This window comes from Herbidospora sp. NBRC 101105, from assembly GCF_030269205.1.
Lineage (GTDB): Bacteria > Actinomycetota > Actinomycetes > Streptosporangiales > Streptosporangiaceae > Herbidospora > Herbidospora solisilvae.
In genome coordinates this window covers 386,990-411,613 of record NZ_BSSX01000006.1, presented here as the reverse complement: position 1 = coordinate 411,613, position 24,624 = coordinate 386,990, and the positions used below count along the sequence as shown (strand labels likewise).

Here is a 24,624-nt window from a genome sequence, read left to right as displayed (position 1 = left end):
ACCTATGCGCATCGCCCGATACCGCACGTCCGACGGCCGGATCTTCGCCGGGCTCGTCGAAGGGGACGCCGTCGCCCCCGTGGCCGAGGAGTCCACGGCCTACATGGCCGACGCCGTCCGTGACCTGATCGCCTCCGGCGGGGACTTCACCCCCGCCGGACCGGCGGTCCCGCTCGCCGACGTGGAGCTGCTCAGCCCGGTGGCCCACCCGGAGAAGATCATCTGCATCGGCCTGAACTACGCCGACCACATCCGGGAGACCGGCCTGGACACCCCGTCCAAGGTGCTGGCCTTCGTGAAGACCGCCCACACCCTGACCGGCCCGTATCAGGACGTCGTGGTCCCGGCGGGGACCACCGACCAGCTCGACTGGGAGTCCGAGCTGGCCGTGGTCATGGGCCCCGACGGGGTGTTCGGCTACACCGTCGCCGACGACGTCTCCGCCCGCGACGCCCAGTTCGCCGACGGGCAGTGGTTCCGGGGCAAGAACTTCGACGGGTTCTGCCCGCTCGGACCGTGGATCGTCACCGCCGACGAGCTCCCCGACCCCCACGACCTGGCGATCTCCGCCAGGGTCAACGGGGAAACCGTCCAGGACAGCACCACCGGCGAGATGATCTTCAAGATCCCCGAGATCATCGCCTATCTCTCGACGTACATGACCCTGAACCCGGGCGACGTCATCGCCACCGGCACCCCGCACGGCGTCGGCATGGGCCGCAGGCCCCCGCTCTGGCTCAGGGACGGCGACGTGGTCGAGTGCGAGGTCGAGGGCGTCGGCCTGCTGCGGAACACGGTGCGGATCAAATGATCATCGACTTCCACTGCCACTTCCCCGGCGACGAGCCCACCCAGGACCGCCTCGACGCCGAGTACGAGCACGTCTGCGGCCCGGCCAAGCTGGAGGTGCTGCGCGCCAACTCCGCGAAGTACGCCGAACGCGTCCGCAGGGCGCGCAGCCTCCCGCCCACCGCGCCCGAGACGCGCACCACCGAGGCGCTGGCCGCCGCCTGGCGGGAGGAGGCCGACGACTTCGGCCTGGAGCGGGTGGTCTTCATGTCCGGCGGCGGCAACGACCGCCTCGCCTCGGTGGTCGCCGCCCACCCCGACCGCTTCGTGGGCTTCGCCAACCACCAGCCCTGCTCCCCCGGAGCCGCCGCCGAACTGCGCCGCGCCGTGGAGATCGGGCTGCGCGGCTACAAGGTCATCGCGCCCTGGGTGACCGTGCCGCTGGCCGACCGGTCGCTCTGGCCGGTGTGGGAGGTCGTCGAGGAGCACGCGCTGCCCGTCGTGCTGCACTTCGGCCCGGTCAACGGCGGCGGCGGGCTGGGCTGGGCCCCCAACATGGACCCGCTGGCGCTGCACGACGTCGCCAAGGCCTTCCCCACCGTCAACTTCGTGGTGGCCCACTTCGGCTGCGGCTACCCGGCCGAGCTGCTGCGCCTGGGCTGGTCGAACGCCAACGTCCACGTCGACAGCTCCAGCAACCACGAGTGGACCCGCTGGGTGCCCTACGACCTCGACCAGAAGGCCCTGTTCCGGAAGTTCCACGAGACCTTCGGCCCCGAGCGCGTCCTGTTCGGCACCGACTCGTGCGACTTCCCGTGGGGATACATCAGGAAGTACGCGGAGGAGCAGGTCAGGATCGTCGACGAACTCAACCTGTCGCCCCGCGACCGTGAACTGATCTTCGCGGGCAACGCCGCGCGGTTGTTGAACCTCGACCTGCCCGTCGCCAGAACCAGGGAGACCGCATGAGCATCGCGACCGACCCCGACCGCGCCCCGGCGCGCTCCCACCTGTACGCGATGGGCTGGACCGACGAGGACATGCGCCGCCCCAAGGTCGGCATCGCCTCCACGTGGACCGGCACCATGCCGTGCAACCTCACCCACCGCGAACTCGCCGCCCACGTCGCCGACGGGGTGCGCCGGGCGGGCGGCACCCCCATGGAGTTCAACACCATCGCGGTCTCCGACAACCTCACGATGGGCACCCCCGGTATGCGGGCCTCGCTGGTCAGCCGCGAGGTCATCGCCGACTCGATCGAGCTGATGGGCCGCGCCCACCAGTTCGACGCGATCGTGGCGATCGTCGGCTGCGACAAGACCGCACCTGCCGCGATCATGGCCCTGAGCCGCCTCGACGTGCCGTCGGTGATCCTCTACAGCGGCAGCATGATGCCCGGCCGCTGGCGTGACCGCGACGTGACGATCCAGGACATGTGGGAGGCGCTCGGCGAGCGCAGCGTCGGCAAGCTCAGCCAGGACGACGTCGACGACCTGGCCCGCCACGCCTGCCCGGGGGCCGGCACCTGCGCCGCGCAGTACACGGCCAACACGATGGGCGCCATCTGCGACTTCCTCGGCCTGTCGCCCTTCGGCGTGAGCGACATCCCGGCCGTGGCCCCGTCGAAGAACGAGGCCGCCGTGCTGGTCGGCGAGGTCGTCATGGACGCCCTGGCCCGCGACGCCCGGCCGTCCCGGGTGATCACCGAGGCGTCGCTGCACAACGCGATCGTCTCGGTCGCCGCGATGGGCGGCTCGACCAACGCGGTCCTGCACCTGCTGGCCATCGCCCGCGAGGCCGGGGTCGCGCTGGAGATCGACGACATCGACCGCATCTGCCACCAGATCCCGATCGTCGCCGGGGTGAAGCCGGCCGGTCCGCACAGCGCCGCCGACCTGTGGCGCGCGGGCGGCACGTCGCTGGTGGTACGCCGCCTGCTCGACGCCGGCCTGCTGCGCGAGGACGTGACCCTGGTCGACGGCCGCACCCTCGCCGAGGTGGCCGAGTCGGCCCAGGAGGCCCCCGGCCAGCAGGTCGTGAAGACGGTGGCCTACCCGGTGAAGGGCCCGGGGGCGCTGGCCGTCCTGCGGGGCTCGCTCGCCCCCGGCGGCTGCGTGCTGAAGCTGGGCGGCAGGCCCGACTTCGTGTTCACCGGCCCGGCGCGGGTGTTCGACGGCGAGGAGGCCTGCTTCGCCGCCATCCAGGAGCGCCGCATCGTCGACGGCGAGGTGGTGATCGTCCGGTACGAGGGCCCGGCCGGCGGCCCGGGGATGCGGGAGATGCTCTCGATCACCGGCGCGCTGGTCGGCCAGGGCCTGAACGTCGCCCTGGTGACCGACGGCCGGTTCTCCGGCGTCTCCCACGGCCTGGTCATCGGCCACGTGGCCCCGGAGGCCTACCGGGGCGGCCCGCTGGCGCTGGTCCGGGACGGCGACACCGTCGTCATCGACTCGGCCGCCCGGGTGCTGGACCTGCGGGTGGACGCGGCCGAACTGGAGGCCCGCGCCGCGGCGTGGACCCGCCCGGACCGCCCGGTCGAGCGGGGCGTGCTGGCGAAGTACGTCGCCACGGTCGGCTCGGCCTCGGACGGCGCGGTCACGATCTGACCTCTCAGCGGGCGTCGTAGCCCGATCTCGACTCGAGGATGCCGGCGGCGTTGGCCTCGGCCCAGCCGGCCAGCTCCCGGACCACCTTGAGCAGGCTGATCCCGCGCGGGGTCAGCGCGTAGTCGACCCGCGGGGGCTTGGTGTCGTAGACGGTCCTGGTCACCAGGCCGTCGCGCTCCAGCCCCTGCAGGGTCGCGCTGAGCATTCGTTTGGTGATGGGGCTGCTCATCCGGCTGAGCTCGTTGAACCTGCGGGTGGTGTCGTCGAGCTGGCAGATGACCACCACCGACCACTTGTCGCCGATCCGTTCGAGCACGTCGCGGATCAGGGCGAGGCGGCCCTCCTCGCACAGCTCGGCCGGTTGCGACATGGACGCAGTATACGGCCAGTACCAGGTTCCTCCCCGGGCGGTTCCGCCTGCGATACCTGGTCATGACGAAGTGCCTTCTTGCGGCCGGGCCGCACTCGGGTGGAAGGTACCAATGTCAGACCTGGTATACATCAAGAACCATTCGGGAGCTGGGACGATGCAAGCAATCGGGGTCCACGAGTTCGGAGGACCCGAAGCGCTCCGTGTTCTCGACCTGCCCGCCCCCCACGCCGGCCCCGGCGAGGTCCGGGTGCGGGTGCACGCCGCGGCGGTGAACCCGGCCGACACCCTGCTGCGCTCGGGAGCCAGCGCGTGGGCGTTCGCCGGCGTGCCGGGGCCGTACGTGCCCGGCCTGGACATCGCCGGAGTGGTCGACGAGATCGGCCCGGGAACCGAGACCGGATTGTCGATCGGTCAGCGGGTGATGGCGATGGTGACGCCGCAGGGCGGCTACGCCGAACACGCGGTGCTGCCGGCCGGCTGGGTCGTCCCGGCACCGGAGAACACCGGCCACGCGGCCGCCGCGACGCTCCCGATGAACGGGCTCACCGCGCTGCTGGCGCTCGACCTGCTGGCGCTCGCCCCCGGATCGGTGCTCGCCGTGGTCGGGGCCGCCGGAACCCTGGGCGGCTACCTCGTCGAACTGGCCGCCCACGCGGGCCTGACCGTGGTCGCCGACGCCGCGCCCGCCGACGAGGGGCTGGTCCGCGGCCTGGGCGCGGACGAGATCGTGGCCAGGGGGCCCGGCGTCGCCGACCGCATCCTGGCCCGGCGTCCCGGCGGCGTGGACGCCGTCGCCGACACCGCACTGGTCGGGCCGGGCCTGCTCGACGCCGTCCGCGACGGCGGCGCGTACGCCCGCTTCCGCACCGGCGACGAGCCCGGCGGCCACCACTTCGGCGAGAACGGCCGGGTCGCGGTGCGGACGGTGTTCGTCCCCGACTACGCCGGGCGCACGGACAAGCTCCACCACATCCGCGGGCTCGTGGAGTCGGGCGTGCTCACCCCGCGCGTCGCCGCGACCCTCCCCGCCGCCGAGGCGGCCACCGCCCACCGGCGGCTCGAAGCCGGCGGCCTGCGCGGCCGGCTCGTGCTCACCTTCTGAACACCCTCTATCCGACACAGGAGTCACCGTGTCCGCACGTTTCACCGGCAAAGTCATCCTGATCACCGGCGCCACCTCCGGCATGGGCCGCGCCACCGCCGAACGGCTCGCCGCCGAGGGCGCGAAGGTCGTCCTGGCCGCACGCGGCAAGGAGGCCGGCGACACCCTGGCGGCCGCCATCCGCGCCACCGGAGGGGAGGCCACGTTCGTGCCCGCCGACGTGACGGTGGAGAGCGAGATGGCCGAGCTGGTCCGGCAGGCGGTGAGCCGGTACGGCCGCCTCGACGGCGTCTTCAACAACGTCGGCGCCGCCACGGCCCCCGGCCCGGTCACCGACCTCGACGCCGACGCCTGGCACGCCGAGCTGGCCCTCAACCTCAGCAGCGTCTTCTACGGCCTCAAGCACCAGATCCCGGCCCTGAAGGCGAGCGGCGGCGGCGCGATCGTGAACAACGCCTCCGTCACCGGCGTCGGCGGCCAGCCCGGCGCGGCCGCCTACAGCGCCGCCAAGCACGGCGTGATCGGCCTCACCCGATCGGCGGCGCTCGAGACGGCCCCGGCCGGCATCCGGATCAACGCCCTGGTGACCGGCGGCGTCGACACCCCGCTGCTGCGGTCGGGCATGGGCCCCACCCCCGACGAGGCGCTGCGGGCGGCCGGGGCGATGCACCCGATCGGCCGGATCGGGCGGCCGGAGGAGATCGCCGCGTTCACGGCCTTCCTGCTGAGCGACGAGGCCCCCTTCATCACCGGAGCCGCCCTCGCCGTCGACGGCGGCATGACCGCCGCCTGAGCCAGGGCAGGGGCGTCGCGGCAGTCCGGGAGGTGGTCAAGCCGTTTCAGTCCGAGGTCGTCATGGGTGTCGGGGCAGGGCCATCGGGGCGAAGCCGAGATCGGCCAGCACGGCCGCCCCGCGGGCGGCGTGATCGCCCCCGGCGAGCACCAGGGTCCGCGCCGACTGATAGCGGCAGCCGGCGGTGTCGAACGTATCCGCCGTGGCGAGCAACCGCTCCCGGTCGTCGTCGAGCAGCGCTCGGGCCCGCTCCACGATGGCACCGGCGACCGGGTTGCCGGCCACGACGGTCCGAGCCTCGGCCAGACGGTCGCCGGCATCGGAGCTCCTGGCGAGCACGGCAGCTTCGGCGCGCAGCGCCACATACCAGTGCAGCCAGATCCAGGTGACCCATTGCCACACCTCGCCGGGCTCGGGCGCCAGGCGCTCCAGCGCCTCCGATGCCTGCCCACGGTGGAGCAGAAGCACCGCCTCAAAGATCGCCCCGTAGCCGTGGGCGTTCCCCGGTGAGGGGTCGAGCCGATTCAGCACCGCGCTCCATTCGCGCCAGGCGTCCTGGTCCTCGCGTAGGCCGTGGATCATCGCCACCGCGGCCGCCGGCGGACCGAGGACGGACCTGGCGGGGCTGCCGGCCTGCTGCCAGGCGTCGAGGAACCGGACGCTGCCGGTCAGTGTCTCCTCGACGTCGCCCGCCAACGCGTCGGCCACAAGGAGCCAGCCCGTGGCACGGTGGCCGACTTCCGCCAGCAGCGGATGATCCGCGAGTCGCCGTGCCCACCGGCGGGCACCCGGCAGGTCGCCGGTGCCGAGGCTGGCCTCGGTGGCCTCACCGAGCGCCTCGATCAGCTCGTGGGCAGCGGCCGGGGTATCCGGTGTGGATGCAAGCAGCGTGATCCGGCGCCGGGCCGTGTCGGCGGCGGCGAACGTGTCACCGGCCCAGCTCTGGGCGCAGGTCAGCGTATCGAGCGCGGCGGACTCGGCGAACGGGTCACCCGTGCGGTGAGCGAGTTCGACCGCTCGTCCGGCGCGTGCGATCGTCATGGGGACAGCGTCGTCGTTCAGGCCCGGTGCGGCACCGAGCTCGGTGAGCGCCCGCCCAGCCTCGGCCAGCGCCACCGCGGCCTGGGCGGCCGGGTCGTCCCCGCCCAGCTCCCGCGCCTCGGTGATGAGCGCGATCGCCTCTTCCCGTGGCGGCTTCCGGACGAACTTGCCGGAGAACCGGTAGGCGTTGGCGGCGGCGGTCGCCAGGTCACAGGCGGCGCCGGCGGTGTCGCCGGACCGGCGGGCGGCGTCCGCGGCCGCGCGGTGCAGGCGGTACATATCATCACCATTCATCCGGCAGCCGGCCACGGCCGCGGCGTGCCGGAGCATCGACGCGCCGGCGGCGGGGTCGTCGGCGAGCGCGGCGGCCTGCTCATAGCGCCCCTGGGACTCGCCGATCAGGTTACGGATGAAGGTCAACTCGGCCAGGCGTCGGGCGAGGTCGTACGCGTCCGTGCGCTGTTCCGGCCGGTCGGCCGCCCACGCCAGGGCGGCGCGCAGATCGTCCGCCACCGCGTCGAACCGGGCCCGCCAGTCCGCTCGTACCACCGCCAGCTCGGCGGCCTTGGCCAGGCACCAGCGAACGTGGCGGGATCGAGCGCCGACCAGCTCACCGGCCTCGGCCAGCCGCTCCGTCCCGTACTGGCGGATGGTCTCCAACGCCCGGTACTCGGTCCCGCCCGGGGACGCCGTCACCACCAGCAGGCTCTGTTCGGCCAGCCGGGCCAGTCCCTCGGCGACGATGCCCTCCTCGGAACCGGTTGCCTCCGCCGCCGCGGCAGCGGTGAACGGTGCCACGAACACCGACACCTGGCGCAGCAGCGCCCGGTCGGCCGGTTCCAGCAGAGCATGGCTCCAGTCCAGAGCCCCCCGCACCGAACGGTGCCGCTCATCGGCACGGGAGCCGCCGGTCAGCATCCGCAGCGGGTGGGACAGGGCGGCGTTGATGCCGTCCAGCCCGAGCGTGGAACACCGGGCGGCGGCCAGCTCGATCGCCAGCGCCATCCCGTCCAGCCGCTCGCAGATCGCGGCGATCTGGTCGCGCAGTGCGGGATCCAGCGGCCGGCCCACCGCCGCCGCCCGCTCCCTGAACAACGCGACCGCGTCGGACTCACCGTCGACGGACAGCGACAGCGGCGGGACCGGATACACCCGTTCGAACGGCACCATCAGCCGCGCCTGGCTGGTCGCCAGCACCGTCACCCGAGGGCACGTCGTCAGCAGCCTCTCGAGGAACAGCGCCACCCCGTCCACCACGTGCTCGCAGTTGTCCAGCACCAGCAGCGCATGGCGGTCGGCCAGCGCGGCGACCACGGATTCGGTCATGTCGCGGCCGGGCTGCTCACCGAGGCCGAGCGCCCCGGCGACCGCCGTGGCGATCAGGCCCGGATCGGTGACAGGAACCAGGTCGACGAACCACACCCCGTCGGCGTACTCGCCGGTTGCCTCCGCGGCCACCGCCAACGCCAGCCGGGTCTTGCCCACTCCGCCGGAACCGACCGCGGTCACCTGACGGTGTGCCTTGATCATCTCGGCCAGCTCGGCCCGCTCGCTCACCCGGCCGACGAACGAGGTCAGCGGAGCCGGCAGAACCGGTGCCAGGTGAGACGGGCCGACGCCGGCCGGCTCGGGCGCGCGGCCGGCGAGCGCCCGCCGATCCGGCACCTCCAGCTTGCGCAGCAGCGAGGAGACGTGACTCTCCACGGTACGCACCGAGATGCACAGCCGTGCCGCGATCTCGGCGTTGCTGAGATGGGCCCCGACCAGGTCCAGCACTTCGGCTTCCCGAGGCGAGATGTCGGCTGCTGCAATCACTGTCACATATTGCCGCATTCCTCCGTGCTCTCCGTGCCGTCGATCCGTGGGCGGTTCCGTGCTCACCACGGATGTGGGCCGGCCAGGCCGGGAGCCAAGCTGTGAACACGCACGACAGCGGGTCGATGAGACCCACCACCACAGGAGTGACCATGACCGGCTCTTTCACCCAGGGAATCAAGACCGTGCTGCACCCCGTGTCCGACCTGGCCAAGGCCAAGGCGGTGTACGCGGCCCTGCTCGGTATCCCGCCGCAGACCGACTCGTCCTACTACGTCGGCTTCGAGGCCGAGGGCCAGCACATCGGGCTGGTGCCTGGCGGTGGACCGCAGGGCATGACCTCACCGGTGGCCTACTGGCACGTGCCGGACATCGAGGCGAAGCTGGCCGAGGTGATCGCCGCGGGGGCCGTCGTGCAGGAGGCCGCGCACGAGGTCGGCAGCGGCCGCCTGGTGGCCACCGTCATCGACCCCGACGGCAACGTCCTGGGACTCCTGCAGGACCGTTGAGCGCCGCCCGCCCCTGCCATGTCCGCCGCGTAGCGGCCGCCGACAAGACGACGAACCCGCCTTGCGCAAAGGACCTGCCATGACCTCCTTCCGATCCGTCACCCTGGAAGTCCCCGACGCCACGGCCGCGGACGCCTTCTACAACGCCTTCGGTCTGGGCCCTTACGTGCACGTCCGCGCCTCGGACGCGCCGACGACCGGCTTCCGTGGGTTCGCGCTGTCACTCGTGGTGTCCCAGCCGGGCAACGTCGACGCCCTCATCGACGCCGCCCTCGACGCCGGCGCCACGACGCTGAAGCCCGCCACGAAGGGGTTCTGGGGCTACGGCGGCGTCGTACGTGCCCCGGACGGGACGATCTGCAAGATCGCGACCTCGAAGAAGAAGGACACCGGCCCCGCCGCCCGGCACATCGACCAGGTCGCGCTCCTGTTGGGAGTGGCGGACGTCAAGGCGAGCAAGCGGTTCTACGTCGACCGCGGCCTGGCCGTGGCCAAGAGCTTCGGCGGCAAGTACGTCGAGTTCGACACCCCGTCGTCGGCCGTCACGCTGGCGCTCTACCCGCGCCGCGCCCTCGCCAAGGACACCGGCGTCTCCCAGGAGGGCATCGGATCGCACCGGATCGTGATCGGCAGCGATGCCGGGCCCTTCACCGACCCAGACGGGTTCGTGTGGGAGGTCGCATCCGTCTGAGGCACACGGCGAGACGACCTCGGCGGCATCAGCACGCAGGGACAAGCCGGTGGGGCCGAGGCCGGCAGCGCAGCCGCACGGCGTTCGCGACCGCGATCTTGCGGCGAACTCAACGTGCCGCCGCTGGTTTAGCCCCTCCTCGCGCCGCATCCAGGCTCGACGCAAGGAGAACCAACCGCCCGACCGCGAGCTGATGCGCGACGGCCGGCCCGAGGTTGCACGCTCCGGTGGCACCGCTCCCGAACAGAGGACCACAAGGTCCCCTCTCAAGATCCCGAACACCAAGATCCTCAAGGAGAGAATCCGTCATGAGCAGCACCTACCAGGGATTCACGGCCGAGGAACGGGCCGCGATGAAGGACCACGCCCAAGAACAGAAGAAGGCAGCGCGCCGCAGCTCACGCGCGGACAAGGCGGCGCAGGACCAGCGTGACGTACTCGCGAAGATCGCCGAAATGCAGGCATCGGACCGGATCTTGGCCGAGCGCGTCCATGCCGTCATCACCGCCAGCGCCCCGGCCCTCGCGCCGAAGCTCTGGTACGGGATGCCCGCCTACGCGCTGGACGGCAAAATCGTCTGCCACTTCCAGAGCGCGGCCAAGTTCAAGACACGCTACGCGACGCTCGGGTTCAGCGACCAGGCGAACCTGGACGACGGCACGATGTGGGCCACCGGTTTCGCCCTGACCGAGATGACGGCCGAAGTGGAGGCGCGGATCAGTGCGCTGGTGAAGCAGGCGGTGAGCTGAGGCGCGCCCAGGAGTGTGCGCACTACATCGAGCCGACTCAGGTCATACATCACTTTCATCGAATGACGTCGGCTCGCGCATGTCACCGGGGCGGCGCCAGCGGATGGGGGCGAAGACTCCGATGTTGCCCGTGGTGTCTCTGCTGAGCGAATCATTGGTCTTCACGCCGACCAATACGTGTGTCTCCACTCGGAGCCGGGATCCAGAGGCTCCTAGTGGGAGCCCTGTCGGCTTGGGCTGATCCTCAAGCCGCGTCCCACCACGGCCCAAGGGCCGGTTGACATCGTCCGGGTGATCGCCGATCACCAGGAGATTCCCGTGCGCAAGCCCCTTCTCGTCACGACGTTGGTCCTCAGCATCGTGACTCAGCTCGGCATGGTGCCGCAGGCCGCCATGGCGGCCGGGCCGGCCGACCCGTTGCCCAGGTCCTACCGGATCGACAGCGTGACCGAGGTGCCCGACCTCACGATGTATCCCGGGCAGGTCTCGATGTCCGCCGACGGCACCACGGCCTTACACCTTTCCCCACGAGGAGACGATCCACCGGTACTGGTGGCCACCGACCTGGCCGACGGCACCGAGGAGGTCGTCGGCCTCGACCTCGAAGGCCAGCCGGTGCCTCAGGTGACCAGCGCCGCGATGAGCGGCGACGGCCGCAGGGTCGCTTTCATGGCCGGCGGCGACAACGCGGCCGACCTGCACCTCCCGGCCGATGCCGACCCCGACATCAAGCAGGCCGTCTTCGTCCGCGACCGGCTCACCGACACCACTCAATGGGTGCAGGTGCCCGACCTCGGCGTCCAGGCCTCGCACTTCCGGTTCTCCACCCTGGCGCTGAGCGCCGACGGCGGGCGGCTGGCCGTGGGCTCGACCCTGCCGCTGCCCAAGTACGAGGGCATCCCCGCCCCCGAGGGCGTGCTGCTGTTCACCCTTCCGGCCAACGGCGCCCCGACCTCCGCCGTCGTCGGCCCGGACAGTCTCGTGGTCCCCAAGCCCGACGTGCGGAATTTCGCCCTGTCCGGGGATGGCTCAATGCTCGCGGTCAACCTGACCGGCGGCGGCAAGCAGCTGCTGCTGCGGTTCGACGCCGCCTCGGGTGACCGGCTGCCCGGCGACCGCGAGCTGACCCAGCGCCAGTACACCGCCTGGACGCCCAACCTGGACCAGTCGGGCCGCCGGACCGCCATCACCGGTGAGGCCGCCGGGGTGACCGTCGCCGACCTCGTCTCCGGCCCGTCGGCCGACGTGACGCTGGCGGCCTCGGAGAAGGCCCCGTTCGTCTCCGGCGACGACGACTTCGGCTACGAGGACTTCCCCTCGGTCGCACGGCTGAGCGCGGACGGTGCAACCGTCGCGTTCCGGCGCGCGGGCGCGCTGTGGACCCAGCCGGTCCAGGCCGGTAAGGCTCCCATGCTGGCCAGCCCGGGCCTGGACGGCCGCATCGCCGACCCGATCCTCACGGAGACGGCCGACTATCCCGACCTGGTGTACGCCTACGCGATGAGCGCCGACGCCTCTACCCTGGCCTTCCTGTCGGCGAGCACCGCGTTCGTGGCGCCACGCACCGACACCCCGCAACCCTCCCACCTCTACCGCGCCGTCCCCGCCGACGCCCCCGCGCCCGCCTGGCCGGAGAACGCCGCGCTGACCGCCGAACCCGGCACCACCAGCGTCACCGTCTCCTGGCCCGCCGCGAGCGCGTCGACCAAGGGCTACGACGTCAGCGTGAACGGCGCCAAGGCCACGACCGTGACCGCCACCCAGGCGGTGCTGACCGGGCTCACCCCCGGATCGACCGTCGAGATCGGCGTCGTCGCCAAGGACGCCGACGGCCGCGCCTCCACCCCGCTGACCAAGAACGTCACCCTGCGGGACGAGGTGCCCCCCGGGGAGGCCCCGCTCTCGGCCGTGGCCGGGCCCGGCGCCCGGGTGCGTCTCCAGTGGGAGGCCTCCGGCACGACCGGCTACCGGGTCCTGCGGGACGGCGTGAAACTGGCCGACCTGGCCGACGGCGTGACCACCTATGACGACACGAAGGTGGCCGCCGACACGGCGTACACCTATTCGATCGCGGTGCTGAACGGCGCCGAGCAGATCCGTCTCACCAAGGACGCGCAGGTGCGCATCGACAAGATGACCGTCACCGAGGCGGCCGCGGGCCTGCCCAGGGTCGCCGGGTCGACCGTGCTCGCCCTCGGCCGTGAGGCCACCTTCGCGGTGGTCGGCGCGGCGGGCTTCACCGCCACCGCCGATCTGGTCGTGCGCACCGCCGACGACCCGGCCAAGCCGGTGACGGTGCCGCTCGCCGAGGAGCGGGCCGGGCAGTACAAGGGCGCGTGGGCGCTGCCGGAGGGCGTGACCGAGATCGTCTCCGGTACGCTGCGGCTCGCCGACGGCGCCGGGCACTCGCTCACCCGCCCGGTCACCGGCCTGCCGGCCACGGTCGGGGGCCTGATCAAGATCGACGTCACCGTACCGGGCGGAGAGCCTCAGGGAGTGCGCCTCCAGGTGTGGAGCGCCACTACGGGCACCGGCTACGTCACCCAGCTCAAGGCCAACGGCATGGTCGCCGTGCCAGTAGCCCCCGCGACCGACCACCAGATCACCACCCGCCGCTCCGACGGCCTTGACGGCACCCCGCCTCGCACGCTCGCGGTTGCCTCAGGGCAGGCGGTCGACCTGGTCATCGCGCCGCACCCGCCGGCCTCGCTCACCCTCACGGTGCGCCGCACGGACAACGAGGCGCTGGCCGACGTCCCGGTCGTGCTCACCACGCGGACCGGCCTGCGCGCGGAGCGTACCGACGAGCACGGGAAGGCGGCCTTCGGCGCGCTCGACGCGGCCACTGACGTGACCGCGAAGATCACCGTCCCCGCGGGGACACTCGTGAAGTACGGCCTGGCCGCCGTGCCCGACCAGAAGGTGACCCTCGTCCCCGGGGACAACGTGCTCACGGTGACCGCGAGCGCCCTGCCCACGGTGACCGTGCACGGCACCGTCAAGGACGGCGCCGGCCGCCCGCTCGGGGCGAGCGTGCTCCTGCGGCAGACGGTGGCCGGGGTCGGCGTGCCGACGCGCGTCCAGTCGGCCGCCGACGGCACCTGGTCGGCGCAGGTGTTCGGCGGCGGAACCAAGACCCTCGTGTCGGCCACCCGCGCCTTCCGTACGACCGATGAGGTCGAGGTCTCCGGGGACACCCCGGTCGGCCTGGTCCTGCCCGAGGTGTCGGGCTACGTCATCAGGCCGAAGCTGTTCACGGTCTCGATGGACGGCGAGCGTACCGAGCAGACCATCGACCCGAGCTCGGTGGGCGTCTTCAGGCTCACGGTCCTGGCCGGCGGCCGGATGTACTCCGTCAACAGCGCCGAGGTCCCGGTCGACGTGCCCCGCGGCACGACCGTGACCTTCTGCGCCGACGGGTCCCAGCAAGGGCTGAGCACCGCGTGCGCGGATGCCGTCGTGGGCGACTCGCCCGACGTGGCGGTGAGCGCGGAGATCCGCGAGGCCTCCCGGATCGTCGGGCGCATCCTGGAACCGGACGGCACCCCGCGGACCGGCCGAAGCTGTGCGAAGGTCAGCGGCGGGGGCATCGCGGCCCACACGGGGGCCTTCGCGAACGTCTCCGGCGCCGACCTGAGGCTCTCCGTGCCCGCGGCGGGGACGTACACCCTCAGCGTGACCGCCTGCAACAGCGGCGATTCGGTGCAGCGGCTCGTGACGATCGGCGCGGGCCAGGAGCTCGACCTCGGCGACCTGCGGCTCGGCCCGAGCTCCACGCTCCTTGACGGCGGCGCCAGTGGCTTCGGCGCGGTCGCCGACGCCGTGCTCCCCGGCGAACTGGCCCACCTGCGCGCCGACATCGCGTTCCGGGACACCACCCGGGCGGGAAGCGCCACGCTGGCGGTCCCCCCGGGTGTCACGGTCCCCGACGACGCGGTGCTGCGCGACGGCAGGCCCGTGGCGTTCACCCGTGAGGGGAACACCGTCGTGATTCCGCTCCCGGCCGCCAGGCGGCGCGCGGTCGACGTGTACGTCCGCACGCCGCAGACCGCCGGTGGAGAGTTGCCGTTCGGCATGTCGGTCTCCGGCGGCGAGCTCACCGAGCTCCTCGGCACCGCCGGGGTCCGGGTGGGGACGGTCACCCTGCTGGCGCCCCCGTCCAGCGGCACCGGGCGGTTCACCGTCTCGGGACTGGCTCCCGCCGGTGCGAACGTGGCGGTGCGTGACGGCGACACCGTGGTCGCGGAGTCCGTCGCCGGCCAGGGCGGGCGCTGGAACGCCGTCGTCGACCTCGGCACCGGGGCCGAGGCGGAGCGGCACACCCTGCGGGCCGTCGTCGCCCTCGCCACGACGGAGCTAACCTCCGACCAGGTGAGCGTGGTCGTCGACCCGTACGCCAATCGGCTGAAGACGGTGACCATGTCGCAGCCGGGGATCACCAGGACCTTCAACCCGGCCGACGGCGTGGCGCGCTTCCCCTGGCTGTGGGTTCCACGCGCCGAGGTCACCATCCGGGCCGAGTTCAGCGGGCCGGTCGGCGACCCGAGGGCGCGGATCGGCGCGCTGGACCTGCCGATGACGCCCGTACCGGGCAAGGACAACGTCTACGGCGTGGCCATCAGGCCGGAGGCCGCCGAGGTCGGCGACCTGACGATCGCCTACGCGCCCGAGCACGACCGGCCGCCGGTGCCGGTCCCCCCGGCGCCCGACGCCGACGGCGCCCTGTTCGACCCGGAAACCGTGACCGTCCAGGACCCGGTGACCGAGGGCGAGGCTGTCAGCCAGACGTTCACCGTCGCCGTGCCGAAGCTGGGTCCGCAGGCGCAGGCGCAGATCAAGCTGACCGTCGAGCCGCTGCCGGACTACGAGCCGGACACCGACGAGGCCGCCGCCTCGCGCGCCTCCGGGGTGCCCGTCTACGAGCCCGTCGTGCGGGGGAGTGACCTCGGTGCGATCGGCACGACCGGCCGTTACACCAGCGAGATGGCGGCGATCGTCGACATCGGCAAGCTGGCCGAGCAGTCGCCGAACTCGCCGCTGGTCAAGAAGCTGCACCTCGCCGGGTTCTGGAACGGCCCGGCCCGGTTCATCTTCGAGGACCAGTTCTTCCGGATCACCAGCGCCGACTCCCTCTACTCGGCGGGCTCCGGCTTCGAGAAGTACTCCTCCCTCAACAAGCTGATGGACCAGGCCAACCACTGCATGAACGAGGGGCGGAGCAGCTTCTACCGCGGTGCGCTCGACCGGCTGATGACGCGGGCCATCGCACTCGACGTCTACAACGGGACGTCGGCCGCGGCGGGCCTGGTGCTCGCCCCCGCGACCTTCGGCATCGGCACCGTCGCACTCTGGGCGGTCACCTGGGGTATCGGCAAGGCCATCGAGATCCCGCTCGGCAACGACATCGACGCACTCCAGCGCCAGATGAACAGCGACCCGACCTGCGACTGGAACAACAAGGACAACCACTACGACCCGCGCCGGCCCCGGCCGGACGCCGACATCGACTACCGCTTCGACCCCTCCGGCTACGTGTACGAGGGCCTGGACGGCCGCCGCGTGGAAGGCGTCACCGCGACCCTGTTGCGCGCCCCCGCCCCCGAAGGGCCGTGGCAGACGTACGACGCCTCGGTCTACGGCGACGAGAACCCGCTGATCACCGACGCCGAGGGCCGTTACGGCTGGGACGTGCCCGAGGGCTGGTGGAAGGTGGTCTACACCAAGAACGGCTACCTGCCCGCCGAGTCGAAGGCACTGAAGGTGCTGCCCCCGCACACCGACGTCAACGTCAACCTCTTCAAGGCCGAACCCGCCGAGGTCGCCAAGATCGAGGCCGACGGCGAGGGCCTCACGGTCACCATGAGCCAGCCGACCCGGGTGGCCCAGGCGCTCGGCGGCGCCCTGAAGGTCACCGGCGCGGGCGGCCAATGGACGGCCGTGTCCCCGCAGTCGCCCCCGGTCGGCCACCCGTACCCGGACCAGAAGCTGGCCATGGCGTTCCGCTTCACCGGCGAGAAGCACACCGGTGAGGTGAACGTCGAGGTCGACGGCCTGCTCCAGGACCACGGCGGACGCGCCATCGCCGAAGGCGTCTCCCAGACGCTCGACGTCCGCTGGACCGGCCCTGACGCGGCCGGACCGCAGGTCAGCATCACGGGCGTGGCCGACGGCGCGACCTACCGCCTGCACGGCGTGCCCACGCCCAAGTGCGTGACCACCGACAGCGGTTCGGGCGTGGCCACCCAGGCCACGCTGACCCTGGCCGGCGGCACCCCCGCCGGGGTGGGGGTCTACACCGCCACCTGCGCCGGAGCCGAGGACAACGCGGGCAATGTCACCCCGCCGGTGACGGCGACCTACTCCGTGACCTATGTCTTCACGGGCTTCGCCGCCCCGGTGAAGAACGACGGCGTGGTCAACACGGCCAAGGCGGGCCAGGGCATCCAGGTCAAATGGCGGCTGACCGACGCGGCCGGAGCACCGGTCAACGGCCTGACCACGGCCGCCCTGACCGTCACGGCCTTCGACTGCACGACCGGCCTGCCCACGGGCCAGCCGGCGCAGCCCGCCGAGGGCGCCGAGGAGCTGCAGATACTGGGCAACGGCAGCTACCAGGTGGTCTGGCGGACGCCCAAGTCGTACCTCGACCAGTGTCTGAAACTGCACGTCGACCTGGGAGAGGGGGCCGCGGCCTCACACACCGCCCTGTTCCACTTCACCCGCAACGAATCCCTGTAAGTCAACCGGTGCCGCGCCCGCTTCCGAAACGGGCGCGGCACCGCCGTTTTCACATCCTGGAAACGGCACCAGCCGCCCACCCGTCCGGGTGCGGTGGTCGTCGCCGAACCGTGCTCATAACACGAGCTCAAAGCCGTTATGTAGGCCCGCCTTGTCCGGGTGTGCGAGTAATGCAAACAGCGGGTGCCGCGCAGTTTTTGAGATCGCCGAAGTCCGCGAACACATCTCCCGCCGCAACAGCCCTCCGGGCAGCGCCCTTTGGATCGGATCGAACGCCGTCGCGTCCACGACTTCCGTCGGCTTCCGGCGCTGTGGTTGTGGGTGTAGACCCCTAACTCGATTCGATGGACGTCCATCTCCTCGAAGGCCGTGGTGATCGCGGCCCCCAGCATGGCGGCGCCCAGCCCCTGGCCGCGCTTGTCCGGCGACAGCAGAACCATGCCCAAGCGGGCAGCCCTGTGGGGTTGCCTCCTGAAGGTGAGGTGACCGGCAGGCTCACCGTCCTTCGCCGTCGCCATCAGGATGCGACGATCAGGCCCGGCGGCGTAGTAATCGATCAGCTGTGCCGCGTCGACCGGCGATCTTTCACCCAGCTCGCGACGATCACAGCATCCGCAGATTCGAATGGACGCAAGAACACTCTCATCACCCCATCCCAGCATGAGTGCCGTATACGCCTCGGCTGCAATCTCAGACGGTGGACTGGCACCGTGTCATATTCGACTGTGTCCTAATCGTCCGCGCACGCTGGGGATGCGGGTTGGTCACGGTTCGTTCCATCGCGGGAGCGCTGTGACTGGATAGCTCAGAATTTGGTCATGGCGAGGCGGGGCGGTTCATGCGGTACGCGCCGACTTGGTGGGCCGGCGTGGCTGGTGTGATCGGGTTGCCGGCGTTGATCGGTTGGGGGTTGAGCGGTAGGGACGGCCTCCAGACCGGGGCGAACCTGGCGGACGCGATCCGCGGGCTCGTCGCGAGCTCGGTGGGTGTCGGATGAGCGGGGCGGTGAGGCTGCGGGGACCTCAGTCGGCGACGATTCGACGGCTTGCCGCGCTGAGTACCGTCAACGGCGCGGGCGACGGTCTGCTCGTGCCCGTGCAGGTCCTCTACTTCGTGAAGGAGGCCGGGCTCTCCGGCACGTCGGTCGCCGTCGGTCTGAGCCTGGCGGGTCTCTTCGCCGCTCTGAGTCTGCCGCTGGTGAGCCGGTTCGCGGAGCGGGTCGGGCTGCGTGGCTCGCTGGCGAGCATGTACGCCGTTCAGGCCGTGGCCGTCGCCGCATACACGGTCGTGGACGCGTGGTGGTCCTTCGCCATCACGGTCGCGGTCGCCACCTGCGCGGGGGCGGCCACAGTCCCGATCCGGCAGGCGATGATCACCGCGTACTTCGGTGCGGGCGAGCGCGTCCGGGTCAGTGCCGTCAACCGGTCGTTCTTCAACGGCAGCTTCGCCGTTGGCACTGTCGGTGCGAGTATCGCTCTTGCCATCGACTCACCGGCCGCGTATACCGTCGTGGTGCTGGGTGACGCCGTGTCGTTCGCGCTGTCCGCCGCGCTCGCCCTCTCGCTGCCGCCGGTGGAGTCCAGCACCCGTGTACAGGGGCTGCGGCTGGGTGCGCTTCGGGGCAGTCCCGCCCGGTGGGGCGTCGTTGCCCTGGTTGGCCTGCTGTACGTCCAGGCCGACATGCTGGCGGTCGGTGTGCCGCTGCTCGTCGACGGGGCCGATGCCCTGCCCGCGTCGACTGTCGCAGTTGCCTTTCTGCTCAACGCGCTGATGACGGTGGCCTTCCAGGTACGGGCCGCACGAGGCGCGGACGACATCGGCGCGGCGGCGCGGCTGTGTCGCCGCGCCGGGGCGGTGCTGTTCTTGGGCGCCGTGCTGCTGGGTGCGGCCGGGTACAGCGCGGGGCTCGCAGGAGCGGCACTCGTGCTTGCGGGCGCGGCCGTCGTCACGCTCGGCGAGCTGTGGACATCCGCTGGGACGTGGGGGTTGTCCTTCGGTCTCAGCCCATCAGGCCGCGCCGACGAATTGAGCCTGTTCGGGCTCGGGCAGATCGTCGTCAAGGTGGCAGGCCCCAGCATCGTGAGTTTCGCCGTGCTCCACCTCTCCTTCGGCGGATGGCTGCTGCTCGGCTTCTTGATGGCCGTGTCCGGAGTTCTTCTCGTCCCCGCTGCACAGGCAGCCCGCGCACTGGTCCCGGACAGCGGTCTGCCGTCGACCGCGCGCCGGCAGTCCTGATCCCGCCGCCTTCCGCCTCGACGACGTCGGCGTGCAGTGCGTCTACTGATCCCACACGAACGGGGCCGCCGGACGTCCGAGGGGCATGCCGTCGATCGCGAAGAGCGCTCCGGCCGGGGGTCCCGAGGTCAGGCCCAGGGCGGCGGAGGTGACGAACAGGCGGCCGTCGGTGAGGCAGACGCTCGTGGGCTGGGGCGTCGGCACCTTCACGACCCGGTCGAGCCGTCCGTCGGGGGTGTAGCGGCGCACCTGGGAGCCGCCCCAGACGGCGACCCACAGGTGGTCGTCGGCGTCGACGGTCATGCCGTCGGGGCCGCCCTCGTCGATCACGGCGAAGACGGCGGGTGCGCCCAGGTCGCCGGTCGCCGGGTCGACCTCGTGCCGGTTGACGCGGCCCTCGGCGCTGTCGGCCAGGTACATCGTGCGGCCGTCGGCGGTGAAGGCGGGGCCGTTGGGGATGGTCAGGCCGGTGCGGACGGCGGTCACCGTCAAGTCTTGCCCCACCCGGTAGAGCACGCCCGCGCCGGGCGTGGAGTCGTAGGGCATCGCGCCGGCCCACATGCGGCCGGCCGGGTCGCAGACCGCGTCGTTCATCCGGGAGGTCGGCGGCGCGGGGCGGTCGAGCCACTCGACCGAGCCGTCCCGTTCGTCGAGCAGGGCGAAACCCCGGCCTGCGGCCGCCAGCCACCGGCCGGGGCGGTCGCGGACCGGGGCGACGGCCCCGAGGGGCACGTCCAGCCGGAAGAGCTCCTCGGCGGGGCCGGGCTCGTCGGCCGAGACGGTGAGCAGCCTGCCCGCGAGGATGTCGACGAAGACCAGCCGGCCGTCCACCCAGCGGGCGCCCTCGCCCAGCTCGCAGTCGATCGCACACCAGACGTCCATGGTTCTCCTCATCGGATGACGGATCCGGGCAGGGTGTCGAGCAGGCGCAGTTCGGAGCGGGCGGGCAGGCCCTCCCAGTCGCCGGCGGAGGCGACGGCGAACGCGCCGACGGTGACGGCCCGTGCGAGGCGGCCGGGCAGGTCGAGGTCGTCGAGCATCCCCGACAGGTACCCCGCGACGAACGCGTCACCCGCGCCGACCACGTCGGCGACCCGCACCGGCCGGGCCGGGGCGTGCACGGTCTCCGTCGCCGTGCAGCCGGTCGCGCCGTCCGCGCCGCGTTTGACGACGACGTCGCGCACCCCGGCGTCGAGCAGGGCGGCCACCCGGTCCCGTTCGGTGGTGGCGGCGGCGGGCGCGACGAGGTCGAGTTCGTCGTCGGAGGCGATGACGACCGCCAGCGAGGACGCCAGGGGGCGGAGCGTCGCGGCCGCCGTGGCGCGGTCCCACAGGCGGGCGCGGTAGTTGACGTCCAGGCAGACCGGCACGCCGGAGGCGACCGCCGCCCGGACCGCTTCGGCCGGGTTCGGGCCAAGGGCCGGGGTGACCCCGGTGACGTGCAGGATCACCGGGGGCGGGTCGAGCGCGGGCAGCACATCGGCCGGTGACAGGAACGACGCGGCCGAACCCGCCCGGTGGTAGATGACCCGGGTCAGCTCGCCGACCCTGCGCTCGAACAGCACCAGGCCGGTGGGCCCGCGCCGGTCGGCGCGGGCGTGGGTCAGGTCGACGCCCTCGGCCCGCAGGGTGCGCAGCACGAGTTCGCCCGTCTCGTCGTCGCCCACCAGCCCGGCCCAGCGCACGGGGTGGCCCAGCCGGGCCAGGCCGATCGCGACGTTGGACTCGGCCCCCGCGACCGACAACCGCATGCCGCCGCCGAGCCGGATCGGGCCGTCGGCCCGCAGGGCGGCCATCGTCTCCCCGAAGGTGAGCACGCTCACAGGAGCTCCCTGAACCCGCGGACCCGCGCCTTCAGCGCTTCGAGGTCGCCGCCCGCCGCCGCGTCGCCCACGAGCGGGGAGCCGACGCCGACCGCGACCGCCCCGGCCGCCAGGTAGTCGGCCGCCTCCGCCGGTCCGACCCCGCCGACCGGGACGAACGGGATGTCCGGGAAGGGGTCCCGCAGCGCCCGCAGGTGCCGCACCCCGCCGAGCGAGGCCGGGAACAACTTGATCGCGGCGGCCCCGGCGGCACACGCGGCGACGACCTCGGTCGGGGTGAGCGCCCCCGCGAGCACCGGCAGCCCCAGCGCGGCCCCCGTTTCCACCGCCTCGCTGACGGCCGGGGTGACCAGGAAGGACGCCCCCGCGTCCGCCGCCCGCCGGGCGTCGTCGGCGGTGACGACGGTGCCCGCGCCGAGGTGGGCGCCGGGCCCGAGCGCGGCCCGCGCGGCGCGGATCACCTCCAGCGCCCCCGCGGTGACCAGCGACACCTCGGTCAGCCGCACGCCCTCCTCCGCGAGGGTGAGCACCGTGTTCAGCGCCGCCTCGCGGTCGGGTCCGCGCACGATCGCCAGCAGGCGGTGCTCGGTCAGGTCGGGGAGAAAACCGGTCATCTTCACATCCGTTCCGCGGCGACGACGAGTCGCCAGGTCAGTTCCCCGGACGCGGGCACCTGTGCGGCGTCGTCCGGACCGGCTTCCGCCACGTCGAAGACCGTGCCCAGCATGGGTTCGACGCCGATGCTCCGATAGGGCGCGTGGTCGGGGAATCCGCCCAGGTTGCGCCACAACGCGGTGCCCACCGGCACACCCGGCGGCGCTTCGACGCGCAGGTCGAGCACGTCGCTCCCGTCCTCGACGCGGACCGAGGCGCAGCGCAGCACCGCACCGGCGGCCGAGCCGTCGGCCGGGCCGAGCCGGTCGAGTTCCAGGCCGAACGGGGCCGGCCAGTGGCCCTCCAGGTAGGGCGCGCCGGGTGGCCAGGCCGTGTCGAGCAGGGGCGCGGCCTCGGGGTAGATCCGCAGCGGCGTGCCGTGCGGCGCGACGAGCCTGGCCTTCTCGCCCAGGTCGAGCAGGGCGTGGGCGGACCAGACGAAGCGGAAGCCCGGGTCGGCCGACAACCGGTAGGTCGCCACCACCGCCCCGGCCTCCGCGCCGATCGTGCGGGTCAGCTCGAAACCGTCGCAGGTCACGGTCGCGTGGGCGGCGGTGCCCGTCCAGGGGCGGCTCCAGGCGTCGCCGTGGTCGGGCCGCCCACGGACCGTGGGCACGCACTCCTCCAGCCCCCCGGCGTCCACGAACGCCGAACCCGGGGAGACCTCGTCCCGCGCGGGGTCGGGGCGGGACCACAACCATTCCCGGCCGCCGCCGGCGAGCGACGTCCACCGGCCGCCCCGGGCGAGGTCGACGCGGGCCGACAGTGGAATCACCATTCCGCCACCGCGCCGTCCTCGTGCCGCCACACCGGGTTGCGCCAGGCGTGGCCGACCTTGTCGACCCGCCGGACCTCCGCCTCGTCGATCTCCACGCCGAGGCCGGGGCCGAGGGGGCGGGCGACGTAGCCGTCGGTGAAGCGGAACACCTCGGGGTCGGTGACGTAGTCGAGCAGGTCGGCCCCCTCGTTGTAGTGGATGCCGACGGACTGCTCCTGGATGAGGAAGTTGGGGGCGGCGAAGGCCACCTGGAGGCTCGCGGCCAGGGCGAGCGGGCCGAGCGGGCAGTGCGGGGCCAGCCGGGCGTCCCACACCTCGGCCAGCGCGGCGATGCGCCGGGTCTCGGAGATGCCGCCCGCGTGCGACAGGTCGGGCTGCACCACGGCGACCCCGGCCTCCAGCACGGGACGGAAGTCCCAGCGCGAGTAGAGCCGCTCGCCGACCGCGACGGGGACACCCGACGCGGCCACCACGCCGGGCAGCAGGTGCGGGCGGTCGGGCAGTACGGGCTCCTCGGCGAACAGCGGGTGGAACTCGGCGATGAGCGGCAGGATGCGGCGGGCGTCGGCCGCGCCGATCCGGCCGTGGAAGTCCACCGCCAGGTCGCGGTCGGGGCCGAGCGCCTCCCGGGCCAGCGCGATCCGGTCGACGACGCCCGCCACGGCGGCCGGACCGGCGAGCGCGGGCATGCGCCCGGAGGCGTTGATCTTGACGGCGGTGAACCCGGCCTCGACCCGGGCGGCGATGCCGTCGGCGAGTTCGCCGGGCTCGTCGCCGCCGGTCCAGGCGTAGACGCGGGCGCGGTCGCGGACGTGGCCGCCGAGCAGGGCGTGCACGGGCACGCCGTAGGTCTTGCCCGCGATGTCCCACAACGCCTGGTCGAGGCCGGCCAGGGCGCTGGACAGCACCGGGCCGCCCCGGTAGAAGCCGCCGGTGGCCATGACCTGCCAGTGGTCCTCGATCCGCAGCGGGTCGCGGCCGGCCAGATAGTCGGCCAGCACGTGGACGGCCGCGCGCACGGCCTCGGCCCGCCCCTCGACGACCGGCTCGCCCCAGCCGACGACGCCGTCGTCGGTCTCGACGCGGCAGAACAACCAGCGCGGCGGGACGAGGAAGGTCTCGATCCTGGTGATCTTCACGCCGAGTCCTTCACCGCGGTCCAGCCGCCGTCGACGACCAGGGTGGTCCCGGTGATGTACGAGCTCTCCGCGCTGGCCAGGAAGGTGACCGCTGCGGCCACCTCGTCGGGGCGGCCGAACCGGGCGGCGACGGTGGCGGCGGCGCTGCGCCGCCGGTCCTCCTCGCCGATGCCCTCCCACGCGGCGGTGAGGATCGGGCCGGGCAGCACGGTGTTGACCCGGATCGCCGGGCCGTACTCGACGGCGAGCTGGCGGCCGAGCGAGACCAGGCCGCCCTTGGCGGCGGCGTAGGCCGGGTGGCCCGGCATGCCGACCAGCGCGTGCACCGAGGAGGTGAGCACCACGGCTCCCCCGCTCTCGCGCAGCAGGCCGGCGCACGTGTGCAGGGCCAGGTAGGCGGCCTTCAGGTTGACCGCGAGCTGGCGGTCCCAGTCGGCCTCGGCCAGTTCGTGGGCGGGGGCGCCGATCGAGGTGCTGGCGTTGCTGTGCACCACGTCGAGGCGGCCGAACTCGTCGCGGGCGAGGCCGGCGACCCGCCGCCAGGTTTCGGCCGCGGCCACGTCGCCGGTGACCGTCAGCAGGCCCGGCCGGGCGGGGGGCTGCTCGGCCACGTCGACCGCGATCACGCGGGCGTCCTCGGCCAGGAACCGCTCCACCACCGCCGCGCCGATGCCCGACGCCGCCCCGGTCACCACGGCGACCTTCTCCGACAACAATCCGCGTCCCATGGCCTTAGTCAACAAGTGTTCCCTTTCAAATTGAATGTCTGATTCACGTCACGACCTGGAC

General features: G+C 72.6%; 18 protein-coding genes and 1 pseudogene. 10 read left to right on the top strand and 9 right to left on the bottom strand.

The genetic code is table 11. From position 1 onward, the window contains the following. Window positions 1-4: 4 nt before the first annotated feature. The 3 genes from QSK34_RS25665 to ilvD are packed head-to-tail and all read left to right on the top strand — an operon-like array spanning window position 5 to window position 3,395. Window positions 5-811 carry a fumarylacetoacetate hydrolase family protein gene (locus QSK34_RS25665; protein ID WP_285587432.1) on the top strand — a complete coding sequence of 269 codons (807 nt, stop codon included), beginning with the start codon at window positions 5-7 and terminating at the stop codon, window positions 809-811. After that, on the top strand, window positions 808-1,758 hold the full coding sequence (locus QSK34_RS25660; protein ID WP_285587430.1) for an amidohydrolase family protein: 951 nt from the start codon (window positions 808-810) through the stop codon (window positions 1,756-1,758). Before QSK34_RS25665 ends, QSK34_RS25660 begins: the two co-directional genes overlap by 4 nt. Further along, entirely contained in the window at window positions 1,755-3,395 is a 1,641-nt protein-coding gene (gene ilvD / locus QSK34_RS25655) for a dihydroxy-acid dehydratase (protein WP_285587427.1), read from the top strand. The genes QSK34_RS25660 and ilvD overlap by 4 nt, the downstream gene beginning before the upstream one ends. Before the next feature lie 4 nt (window positions 3,396-3,399). Here the strand turns inward: ilvD and QSK34_RS25650 are convergent, their stop codons facing one another. Further along, a complete protein-coding gene (locus tag QSK34_RS25650; RefSeq protein ID WP_161483371.1) occupies window positions 3,400-3,765 on the bottom strand; it encodes a winged helix-turn-helix transcriptional regulator in 366 nt (121 codons plus the stop codon). Between the two features lie 157 nt (window positions 3,766-3,922). Between QSK34_RS25650 and QSK34_RS25645 the strand changes: the two genes are divergently transcribed. Then, window positions 3,923-4,870 carry an NADP-dependent oxidoreductase gene (locus QSK34_RS25645; protein WP_285587424.1) on the top strand — a complete coding sequence of 316 codons (948 nt, stop codon included), beginning with the start codon at window positions 3,923-3,925 and terminating at the stop codon, window positions 4,868-4,870. Window positions 4,871-4,898: 28 nt separating this feature from the next. Beyond that, complete coding sequence (locus QSK34_RS25640; protein ID WP_285587421.1) at window positions 4,899-5,663, top strand: SDR family NAD(P)-dependent oxidoreductase; 765 nt, start codon at window positions 4,899-4,901, stop codon at window positions 5,661-5,663. 60 nt (window positions 5,664-5,723) lie between these two features. Here the strand turns inward: QSK34_RS25640 and QSK34_RS25635 are convergent, their stop codons facing one another. Next, on the bottom strand, window positions 5,724-8,537 hold the full coding sequence (locus QSK34_RS25635; protein WP_285587419.1) for an ATP-binding protein: 2,814 nt from the start codon (window positions 8,535-8,537) through the stop codon (window positions 5,724-5,726). Between the two features lie 134 nt (window positions 8,538-8,671). On the opposite strand from QSK34_RS25635, the gene QSK34_RS25630 reads away from it, so the two are divergent. The 4 genes from QSK34_RS25630 to QSK34_RS25615 all read left to right on the top strand — a co-directional run bounded on the left by QSK34_RS25630 (window position 8,672) and on the right by QSK34_RS25615 (window position 17,206). Then, complete coding sequence (locus QSK34_RS25630) at window positions 8,672-9,028, top strand: VOC family protein (protein WP_285587417.1); 357 nt, start codon at window positions 8,672-8,674, stop codon at window positions 9,026-9,028. Window positions 9,029-9,107: 79 nt separating this feature from the next. After that, entirely contained in the window at window positions 9,108-9,719 is a 612-nt protein-coding gene (locus tag QSK34_RS25625) for a VOC family protein (RefSeq protein ID WP_285587415.1), read from the top strand. A gap of 308 nt (window positions 9,720-10,027) precedes the next feature. Beyond that, window positions 10,028-10,468, top strand: coding sequence for an iron chaperone (locus QSK34_RS25620; protein ID WP_285587412.1), 441 nt, complete (start codon window positions 10,028-10,030; stop codon window positions 10,466-10,468). A 318-nt stretch (window positions 10,469-10,786) separates the two neighbouring features. Continuing rightward, complete coding sequence (locus QSK34_RS25615; RefSeq protein WP_285587411.1) at window positions 10,787-17,206, top strand: PxKF domain-containing protein; 6,420 nt, start codon at window positions 10,787-10,789, stop codon at window positions 17,204-17,206. Window positions 17,207-17,523: 317 nt separating this feature from the next. Here QSK34_RS25615 and QSK34_RS37830 read toward each other — a convergent pair. Continuing rightward, window positions 17,524-17,868, bottom strand: a pseudogene (locus tag QSK34_RS37830) (GNAT family N-acetyltransferase); the annotation flags it as partial. A gap of 331 nt (window positions 17,869-18,199) precedes the next feature. Here QSK34_RS37830 and QSK34_RS25610 point away from each other — a divergent pair. Further along, window positions 18,200-19,441 carry an MFS transporter gene (locus QSK34_RS25610; protein WP_285587408.1) on the top strand — a complete coding sequence of 414 codons (1,242 nt, stop codon included), beginning with the start codon at window positions 18,200-18,202 and terminating at the stop codon, window positions 19,439-19,441. A gap of 42 nt (window positions 19,442-19,483) precedes the next feature. On the opposite strand, the gene QSK34_RS25605 is transcribed toward QSK34_RS25610, so the two are convergent. The 6 genes from QSK34_RS25605 to QSK34_RS25580 are packed head-to-tail and all read right to left on the bottom strand — an operon-like array spanning window position 19,484 to window position 24,563. After that, entirely contained in the window at window positions 19,484-20,323 is an 840-nt protein-coding gene (locus QSK34_RS25605; protein WP_285587406.1) for an SMP-30/gluconolactonase/LRE family protein, read from the bottom strand. 8 nt (window positions 20,324-20,331) lie between these two features. Beyond that, window positions 20,332-21,264, bottom strand: coding sequence for a sugar kinase (locus tag QSK34_RS25600; protein WP_285587403.1), 933 nt, complete (start codon window positions 21,262-21,264; stop codon window positions 20,332-20,334). Further along, window positions 21,261-21,878: a bifunctional 4-hydroxy-2-oxoglutarate aldolase/2-dehydro-3-deoxy-phosphogluconate aldolase gene (locus QSK34_RS25595; protein ID WP_285587401.1), complete on the bottom strand. Its 618-nt coding sequence runs from the start codon at window positions 21,876-21,878 to the stop codon at window positions 21,261-21,263. The genes QSK34_RS25600 and QSK34_RS25595 overlap by 4 nt, the downstream gene beginning before the upstream one ends. A gap of 2 nt (window positions 21,879-21,880) precedes the next feature. Then, window positions 21,881-22,696, bottom strand: coding sequence for a hypothetical protein (locus QSK34_RS25590; protein ID WP_285587400.1), 816 nt, complete (start codon window positions 22,694-22,696; stop codon window positions 21,881-21,883). After that, complete coding sequence (gene dgoD / locus QSK34_RS25585) at window positions 22,690-23,835, bottom strand: galactonate dehydratase (protein WP_285587398.1); 1,146 nt, start codon at window positions 23,833-23,835, stop codon at window positions 22,690-22,692. Before dgoD ends, QSK34_RS25590 begins: the two co-directional genes overlap by 7 nt. Next, window positions 23,832-24,563, bottom strand: coding sequence for an SDR family NAD(P)-dependent oxidoreductase (locus tag QSK34_RS25580; protein WP_285587395.1), 732 nt, complete (start codon window positions 24,561-24,563; stop codon window positions 23,832-23,834). The genes dgoD and QSK34_RS25580 overlap by 4 nt, the downstream gene beginning before the upstream one ends. Between the last annotated feature and the right edge of the window lie 61 nt (window positions 24,564-24,624).